Source organism: Phycisphaerae bacterium, from assembly GCA_041652575.1.
Lineage (GTDB): Bacteria > Planctomycetota > Phycisphaerae > Sedimentisphaerales > UBA12454 > UBA12454.
Genome location: JBAZHC010000019.1, coordinates 45,796 through 54,018, shown reverse-complemented (window position 1 = coordinate 54,018; position 8,223 = coordinate 45,796). Strand labels below are relative to the sequence as shown.

Below are 8,223 nucleotides of genomic sequence, written 5' to 3'. Positions count from 1 at the left end.
GCGATGTCTGTTGGTGTATGCGGCTGTACATTCATGGCAAATTTCCTTTTTAGGACAACTATGCCATAAGTTATACGATAGCGCAAGTCTTATTTTCTGGCGCGCGAAAATTTATTGGAATGCGTATTAGATATTTAAATATTTAGATATTTTTTCATGGGGAGTTTTTTCAGGAGATTCTGATGGTGGGGATTAAATATATGTGTGAAACTACCGCCTTGGGCGGCTGCGTCGCCGTTTGCCTTAAACAATCATTCAAAAAAGTTTTTAACAGTATCCATGCCCCCTGCTATTTATATTCAGCAATTGCATCGCAGTAAGTTCATCTGTAATCAAGCCATTTATAATAGAATGAGGGCTATTTCTTACTACTGCTATAGTATTTATTGCTTTTACCTTGCTCAGCCCACCGGCAACAGCAATCACAGGAGTTTTTCTCTGAACAAGAAGCTCTAATGCCCTAAATGATATTGTTACAAATCTGTCCTGCCTATCATAGTCTATTTCATTGCCCTTTGAATTAAATAAACGGGAGCAAACATCTCCCATCAAGTCATCCGGAGCCTTACCATTATACAATGTTTTAATATGCTCGGAAAGATTTGTCACCAGATGTTTTTCATTACTGTGCTGGCCAATACCAACTAGTACATAATCCAAATCAAAAAAGCCTGTTAACTCCAATCCCAATCCGGTTCGCTCCTTCAAAATATCTTGTCTAATTTTAACATTATAGGAAGACATTCCTTCTTCTGACCATTCTTCTATTCCATCAACTGATGCGAATCGTTTGATTGTTGGCATTCCAGGATCTGTGGCCTGGTATGTTATTTTAGAAGCCATCATTTCCGCATTTGCTCCAGCAGAATATCTATGTTGTGGAACTGAGCCTATGACTAAAGGGGCTATCTTAATTTTAAATGAACCAGCATCCAATACAGGCATACCGTCAATTGTAAAATATGTTGCCTGGCCTCCAGCAACACCTATTCTAAGCGGCTCATGTCTATTAGGAAACAATCCCTCTCTTGCTGATTTTAGTGTAAACATTGTTTGTAATTCGCGACTTATTATGCTAGAGGCTGCCGCACCCAACATGGCATTAAACTCATTTACACCATCTTTTTCCGTTGCCTCCCACACGTCCCGTCCTACTAGTTCCGCAGGTACGATATGAATACACGGCAGTTTAGTTAAGCTGGCCATCCGTGCGGTTAGTTCGAAAAGTCTACCAAACTGTGCAAACATTAATTCCTCTTTCATTTTATTCTCCTTTTGTTTGACACTTAAATTGTTGAAAAAATCCACGTTATATAATTATCGTCTATTAGGCAACCATTGACAGAGATGTCTTTACTCCGCTCTCTCATTCTCTTTCTCCGACTTTACAGAGATAATACGTATCAAATTATCTCTTTGTTTATAGAAAAATTAATATTGCTAAAATTTCTATAGATATGCCGAAGCATGTTAAAATAGGCAAATTAACCACCATGGAAATCTGTGCGCAATTCCGGCTAATCTTGTCCACATAGCAACAAATGCGCAAGAAAAAACTTGCCCCGATGAGATAAGTCTCGCCTGCGGGCGGACATCTCACGGGGTAAACTCCAGTTTTGAGGTTAATCAGGGGAATGTACATTTTTATCAAAAAAATGAGGTTTATTCTTGACTTTTATTAAAAATATGGTAAAATACCGGTATAGTTAGGTACAAAAAGAACATTTTTCGTAACCATCCATAAATTCAATCTTAATAATTTCAAAAGAGAAATCATTATGTCCAAAATAAATATCAATTTTAATTTCCACTATCCAACATTCATCGAAAGTATCGCTGTATATTTTCTGCTGCGTTATCGCAAATGGCGATACGGACAGCCCTTCAGGAAAATCAAACTTACCCAAAATAAATACGCAATAGTCGACAGCCAAGATTATGAAAAATTAAAGGAATATAAATGGTACGCCAAAAGATGCATAAACCGTTTCTACGCACACAGAAAAAACGGTGCCGGCGTAAATGTGAGTATGCACCGGGAAATTATGCGGCCGGGGAGAGGATACTGCGTCGACCATAAGGACGGAGACGGACTAAATAACAAAAGAGATAATCTGCGAATAGTAACAATAGCAGAAAATAACTATAACAAAAGAAAAAGCCTAAGTACGCTAAGCTCACAATATAAAGGAGTGTCCATAGATAAAAGAACCAATAAATGGCGAGCGATTATCTATTACAAATATAAAAAAATACACCTCGGTATGTTCGACGATGAAATAGAAGCGGCAAAGGCTTATGACGAGGCGGCAAAAGAACTGTATGGAGAATTTGCTAAGTTGAACCATCCCGATGCGTCTGGATGATCTGCCCCCCACAGTTTCCTCGAAACGAGAAAACTAAGCGTGGGGGTCTCCGCTTCGCTTCGAGGAGAATTTGCGAGACTAAATTTTGGTTAGCCACAGAGATTTTAGCCACCCGCCTTCGTCCATAAGGGACTACGGACGGGCAGGCAGAGAACACAGAGGACACAGAGATATAAGGAACAAAATACGAAATACGAATATCGAAATTCGAAACAAATTCAAAAATATAATTTTCAAATGCCTAAAACTGTTTTGAACATTTAAGTTTCGGTAATTCGGATTTGTTTAGGATTTAGTGCTTAGAACTTCGGATTTTTATTCTTCCTTCGGAACTTTGCCGTCTGCATTAGGAAGATGCTTGCCGGTGATGTGGATAATAACGCCGGGGATTGAAGTCAAAAGCCAAATAATTCTCTGGGCCAGAGCAAGGCCGAGCCCCTGCTCGGTAGTAACCTGTGCGACCTGGCCGAAAAGGCCCTTTAGGCCGAGTTCCATAACGCCCGCGCCGCCGACGCTTATCGGGATAATGCCGATAATCCACGAAAGCGGGAAAAAGATGTAGTAGTATTTGATATGGGCCTCGATGCCGAGGTTTCTGCCGACTAAATATAAGCCATAGACGGGAAGAGCCTGGCAGGTGAAGCTGAGGATTACCGCGAGAAGCAGGGTAAACGGTTTGCTGCAGTATAGTTTCACGGCGGTAACAACTCTGCTTATCCACATTTTATATTTCAGCATAAAGATGAACATATATTTGAAGAGTATCGGCCGGAATTTTCTGGTTTTGAACATAATGAAAAGGATTATCGCGGCGAGTACAACGAGAATTAAAACGCCGAGGGTGAGTTTGACTATAAGGGATACGAGGTTGAATTGCGTGCCGAATTGCAGGTGTGTTCCGCTGTCGCCGGCGGGTATGAGCCAATATGCGAGGAATATCATTGCTATGGTGCAGGCCATTCCGATTGCACGGTCAACGAGAACGCTCAGCGCGGCCTCGATTTTTTTATCGGTGTGCATAGTAACATACCACGCCCGCAGCGCATCTCCGCCTACGGCGCCGGGCAGACAATTGTTATAGAAGAGGCCGAGAAAGTGGAGTTTTAACGCGGACCAGTATTTTATTGTGATGCCCTGGGCGCGGAGGAGGACGAGCCAGCGGAATACGAAAACGAGCTGGCCGGCGATGTTAAGGGCAATCGATGCGAAGATGACGAAGATACTCAATTTGCTGAAATTGCCGACGATATCCTTTATGCTTTCGCCCCTGAAGGCGAAGTATAATGCGGCGACGGCTACCACTATCCTTATAAGGTGCGAAATGTGTTTGGTCTTTTTACTCATTTAATCCTTAAAAAACACTTGAGTTCGGACATAATAACGTGTAAAACGTTGTTCAGCAAGCAGATAAATTTGTACTTTAAAAGGAGTAAAAAAAATTGTCAGCAAGTAAAGAAATTGAACTTGGAACTAATTTTGAGCCGAAATTCGACTCTAACGGACTTATTACGGCTATCTCACAAGACTCGAAAACAGGACAAATCCTGATGGTAGCATATATGAATAAAGAGGCACTGGATTTGACGATACAGACCGGCAACGCAGTGTTTTTCAGCAGGAGCCGAAAGAAGCTCTGGAAAAAAGGCGAGGAAAGCGGACACGTTCAGAAAGTGAAACAAATCCTTGCCGACTGCGACCAGGATTGTTTGATCCTGAAAGTCGAAGTTGACCAGGGCCAGTGCCATGTGGGATTTCAAAGCTGTTTTTACAGGGCATTGAAAAAAGGCACATCGGAACTGGAATTTATCGCTGAAAAAGTCTACGACCCGGCGGAAGCTTATAAGAAAAAATAACCGCGGATTGCACGGATTTCGCGGAGATATAAGATTTAGTATCTAATTTTTCAACGACCGAATGGTTGGCAGGATTTGAAATTTTGAAATTTTAAATTCGCTGACGACCTGCGTAACAATTTGCTCGATTCGTTCAACACTTTTTTCGTGAATCATCGCGTAAATATTATATGGCCAATTGGTCAGAGTCTGCCGTTCGTAACAATGACTTACCTGCGGCAACTGGCACAAATATTCCGCCGCCGCCCCGCCGGCCCGGAAACATAATAACGCGTTAAAAGTTTCAGGCGGGTTGTGCTTCTTTATCGCGTTCGAATCGAGTTTATAACGAACAGTTGACGGGAAAGAAAGAAATTCAGTTTTAAATTTTGCAGAAAGTTCTTTGATAACTTCTTCGATAGAAAAGATTTCTCCACTACGTCCAGATGAATCGGGACTCCGGTCGAAATGACAAATGGGCAATTTTAATGTAAACCACAAGTTATAATGATGTCTTCTCAAATAATTATGCGAAACACCCGGTAAAGCATTTACTGCATCAGTCGCGGCAGCAATTTTATCATCTTCGATATGGGCGGCAATAAGGGTACTTGAGATTGCTTCGCTTCGTCCTTCGCTAAAGCTACGAAGGACGAGCCGCTCGCAATGACCGGCCCCGCCTCGAGCGGCGGGGGCTAAACAACATAAAGGGTCGGAGGCGAGATAATCGCCACAGTGGGCATAGGCCCTTGCCCGGCATCCGCCGCAGATTTGTACGAAATTGCAACTGGCGCACCCGCCTTCGCTTCCTCCTTTGCCTCCGAATTTCATTTGTCGAATCGAATTTAAAAAATCGGAATTTTCCCAGATGGAAGCGAAATCTCCGGTTTGTAAAATATTTCCTGCGGAAATTTTTAAAAAGCCGCAGGTCTGCACATCGCCGGCGTGACTTATAAACGCAAAATCAGATGCGGCGAGGCAGCCGCCCACTTTAACCCCGCCTCGAGCGGCGGGGGCTAAACGACCGGAGACAACGGCGAAACGAGGTGCACAGGTAAAACGAACATCAATTTGACTGACCGCTTTCAAATCGGCAACGGTATGCAGAACTTTTTCATACTCTTTCGGAGATAATGAGATATCGGCAAGTTCGCTGCCTCGGCCCGCGGGGACGAGCATAAAGGGATTGAAACAATACGCACCCAAACTTTCAGAAAGTCTGGCGATGGCAGGTAATTTGTCGGCGTTAAGTTTCGTAACGGTCGTATTAATCTGAAATTTCAGGCCAGCGGTTTTTGCGATGTCGATTGCCGCCAGTGTGGTTGCATACGCACCGGAAGTTTGCCTGAAATTGTCGTGTTCTTTTGCGTTGTCAGAATCGAGCGAAAAGGAAAGTGTAAGAACGCCTGCCTTTTTCAGTCTTTCGGCTCTTTCCTTATCGAAATCATAGCCGCAGGTCGCAAGCGAAACAGCTAATCGGCAGGAATTTGCGTACTCAATTAATTCAAATATATCGTCTCGTTCGAAAGGTTCTCCGCCGGTGAAAATCAGGACGCAGCGATTGTAATCGGCGATTGCTTTTATGATTTTTTTGCATTGGGCAGTTGTAAGGTCATCCGGGAAATCAGCCCTGGCAGAGGCGCGGCAGTGGACGCAGTTCATTTTACATCTGCGAGTAACTTCGAAAGCGACAATTCTTGGTTTTTTGATATTTGCCACAGAGTTCATATTTTTTTAGCCACCCGCCTTCGTCCATAAGGGACTACGGACGGGTAGGCAGAGAACACAGAGGACACAGAGAAAATTATTTTTAAAAATTTTAAATCCATTTGGTCATTTCTTTTGCGAAGTAAGTTATAATAATGTCGGCGCCGGCACGTTTGATTGCGAGGAGCGATTCCATAGCAGCGGATTTTCTGTCGCAAACACCGCGGGCCGCTGCGGAGTTTATCATCATATACTCGCCGCTGACCTGATAGGCGGCAACGGGGACATCGAAACGCTGTTTGGCCTGATAAATTATATCGAGATACGGCAAGGCGGGTTTGACCATAACGATATCTGCGCCTTCGGCGATGTCCAGTTCGATTTCACGCATCGCCTGTTTCGCCGATGCGGCGGGGTCCATCTGATAAGTTTTTCTATCGCCAAAGGCGGGAGCGGAATCGGCGGCATCGCGAAACGGGCCGTAAAATGCAGAGGCGTATTTAGCTGAATAAGACATTATCGCGGTATCCGTAAAACCATTTTCATCGAGGGTTTTTCTGATTATGCCTACCCTGCCGTCCATCATATCGGAAGGGGCGACCATATCTGCGCCGGCTTTTGCGTGAGAAATTGCAACTTTGGCAAGCAATTCACAGCTTGCGTCATTATCAATTTTGTTATCCTTCATTATGCCGCAATGGCCGGTGTCGGTATAGACACAAAGGCATACATCTGTGATAACAAGCAAATCCGGTACGGCTTTTTTGATATTTCTTATCGCCTGCTGAACAGTTCCGTTATCGCTGAAGGCCTCGGAGCCTCTCGAATCCTTTTTTTCAGGCAGGCCGAAGAGCAGAACAGCAGGTATTCCAAGTGCGAAAACTTCTTTTGCCTGGTCGGCAATTTTATCCGGCGAAAAACGGAAACAATCGGTCATCGATTCAATCGGCTTTTTAATTCCATTGCCGGGGCAGACAAACAACGGATAAATAAAATTATCCGCAGAGAGACTAACGCCCCTGATAAGTCTGCGCATCGAATCGCTGTTTCTAAGCCTTCGCATTCTGACTGGCAAATTCATTTTGTTTTCCTTCTACTTCTTCGTCGCTTAAGTAACAATCCGGCTCTAAAATCCATTCCACCTTCGCTAAAGCTTCGGCGGACAAGTCTACTTTTGGATTCCCGCCTTCGCGGGAATGACATAGAGAGAAAAACCGCATATTAGTACCGCAAATTTTGAGCCAGCGACAATTTTTGCATCTGTCCGGAGCAAATTTTGTTTTGTCACTGAATATATTCAAGGATTTTTTGAAAATTTCCGCAAGTTTTATTTCTGTAATATTTCCCAATGAGAAATTTTGCCAGAACTGGTCGGGATGGACATTGCCGGATGCATCGACAGCGAAAATCTTCGTGCCGATTTTGTTGCCGCCGAATTTTTGGAGCAGTTCCAGACTTTTTTCATAAAAAGGCGAATTTTCCTGCTTTAAGCGATTTAAAACGAAAGCCCCGTCAGCGTGATTGCCGACAGTCAGCGCTTCAGTTACGCCTTTTGCGGCAAATTTTTTCGCACAATCGAGAATATCATCCAAAGCCTGTCTTGTCTGCTCTGCGGTGCATTTGAGATTGTTTTTTACGGCCCGGCCGGCGGAAATTAAATGATAAAAACAGATTCTTCTAATATTCAGCTTTTGGGCAAGGGAAAATATATCGGCTATCTGATTAAAATTGCGATTTGTAATCGTAAAACGCAGGCCGACTTTCAAATTTACCGCTTCGCAAAATTTTACGGCGTTCAGGGCTTTTGCAAAACTGCCGGGGACGCCGCGGAAACTGTCGTGAGTTTTTTCTGTGCCATCGATTGAAATGCCGACATAATTTACGCCGAGGTCAAAGAGTTCCCCTGCTACTTTAGAATCTATTAAATTTCCGTTCGTCGAAAGAACGGTGCGCAGGCCGAGTTTGTGCGAGAAATCGAGAAGCTCAAATATATCGGCTCTTTCAAGAGGCTCACCACCGCTGAAGAGGACAACGGGACATTTAATTTCGGCAAGCTGATTCAAAAGTTCCTTTGCCTGCTGCGTATCAAGCTCTCTGGCGGCCAATCCGGTTTTACTGTAACAGTGCAAACAGTTCTGACTGCATTTATTAGTACAGTTATAAACAACAACAGGGCCGTTGCCATTGGAATGGTAACGGATATTATCCGAAGAGCTTTCAATGCCGAGATATAATCTTGAAATATTTATCATAACTTAAAAACTTTCAACAAACCCGCCAAAGTATTGGCGGGTTAAACTCGCCGCCCCAAGTGGCGG

7 protein-coding genes are annotated in these 8,223 nt (G+C 43.6%); 2 read left to right on the top strand and 5 right to left on the bottom strand.

The window, feature by feature from the left end; translation table 11 throughout:
- Positions 1-267: 267 nt before the first annotated feature.
- Positions 268-1,263 (bottom strand): sugar-binding domain-containing protein, encoded by a 996-nt coding sequence (locus WC496_11875; GenBank protein ID MFA5293713.1) that lies wholly within the window; start codon positions 1,261-1,263, stop codon positions 268-270.
- 515 nt (positions 1,264-1,778) lie between these two features.
- On the opposite strand from WC496_11875, the gene WC496_11870 reads away from it, so the two are divergent.
- Entirely contained in the window at positions 1,779-2,366 is a 588-nt protein-coding gene (locus WC496_11870) for an AP2 domain-containing protein (protein ID MFA5293712.1), read from the top strand.
- 315 nt (positions 2,367-2,681) lie between these two features.
- On the opposite strand, the gene WC496_11865 is transcribed toward WC496_11870, so the two are convergent.
- Positions 2,682-3,710 (bottom strand): lysylphosphatidylglycerol synthase transmembrane domain-containing protein, encoded by a 1,029-nt coding sequence (locus WC496_11865; protein ID MFA5293711.1) that lies wholly within the window; start codon positions 3,708-3,710, stop codon positions 2,682-2,684.
- 95 nt (positions 3,711-3,805) lie between these two features.
- Between WC496_11865 and hisI the strand changes: the two genes are divergently transcribed.
- Positions 3,806-4,219 (top strand): phosphoribosyl-AMP cyclohydrolase, encoded by a 414-nt coding sequence (gene hisI, locus WC496_11860; protein ID MFA5293710.1) that lies wholly within the window; start codon positions 3,806-3,808, stop codon positions 4,217-4,219.
- A gap of 42 nt (positions 4,220-4,261) precedes the next feature.
- Here hisI and WC496_11855 read toward each other — a convergent pair whose 3' ends face one another.
- The 3 genes from WC496_11855 to WC496_11845 all read right to left on the bottom strand — a co-directional run bounded on the left by WC496_11855 (position 4,262) and on the right by WC496_11845 (position 8,157).
- Positions 4,262-5,917, bottom strand: coding sequence for a radical SAM protein (locus tag WC496_11855; protein MFA5293709.1), 1,656 nt, complete (start codon positions 5,915-5,917; stop codon positions 4,262-4,264).
- A 100-nt stretch (positions 5,918-6,017) separates the two neighbouring features.
- Positions 6,018-6,986 carry a porphobilinogen synthase gene (hemB, locus tag WC496_11850; protein MFA5293708.1) on the bottom strand — a complete coding sequence of 323 codons (969 nt, stop codon included), beginning with the start codon at positions 6,984-6,986 and terminating at the stop codon, positions 6,018-6,020.
- The gene (locus WC496_11845) at positions 6,955-8,157 is read right to left on the bottom strand and encodes a radical SAM protein (protein ID MFA5293707.1); all 1,203 of its coding nucleotides are present in this window, start codon (positions 8,155-8,157) and stop codon (positions 6,955-6,957) included. Before WC496_11845 ends, hemB begins: the two co-directional genes overlap by 32 nt.
- Positions 8,158-8,223 lie beyond the last annotated feature (66 nt).

Bases quoted from the DNA above. Each gene is read 5' to 3' on its own strand.
- hemB (MFA5293708.1), bottom strand. From the start codon at position 6,986: ATGAATTTGCCAGTCAGAATGCGAAGGCTTAGAAACAGCGATTCGATG.
- WC496_11870 (MFA5293712.1), top strand. From the start codon at position 1,779: ATGTCCAAAATAAATATCAATTTTAATTTCCACTATCCAACATTCATC.
- WC496_11865 (MFA5293711.1), bottom strand. From the start codon at position 3,710: ATGAGTAAAAAGACCAAACACATTTCGCACCTTATAAGGATAGTGGTA.
- WC496_11875 (MFA5293713.1), bottom strand. From the start codon at position 1,263: ATGAAAGAGGAATTAATGTTTGCACAGTTTGGTAGACTTTTCGAACTA.
- WC496_11845 (MFA5293707.1), bottom strand. From the start codon at position 8,157: ATGATAAATATTTCAAGATTATATCTCGGCATTGAAAGCTCTTCGGAT.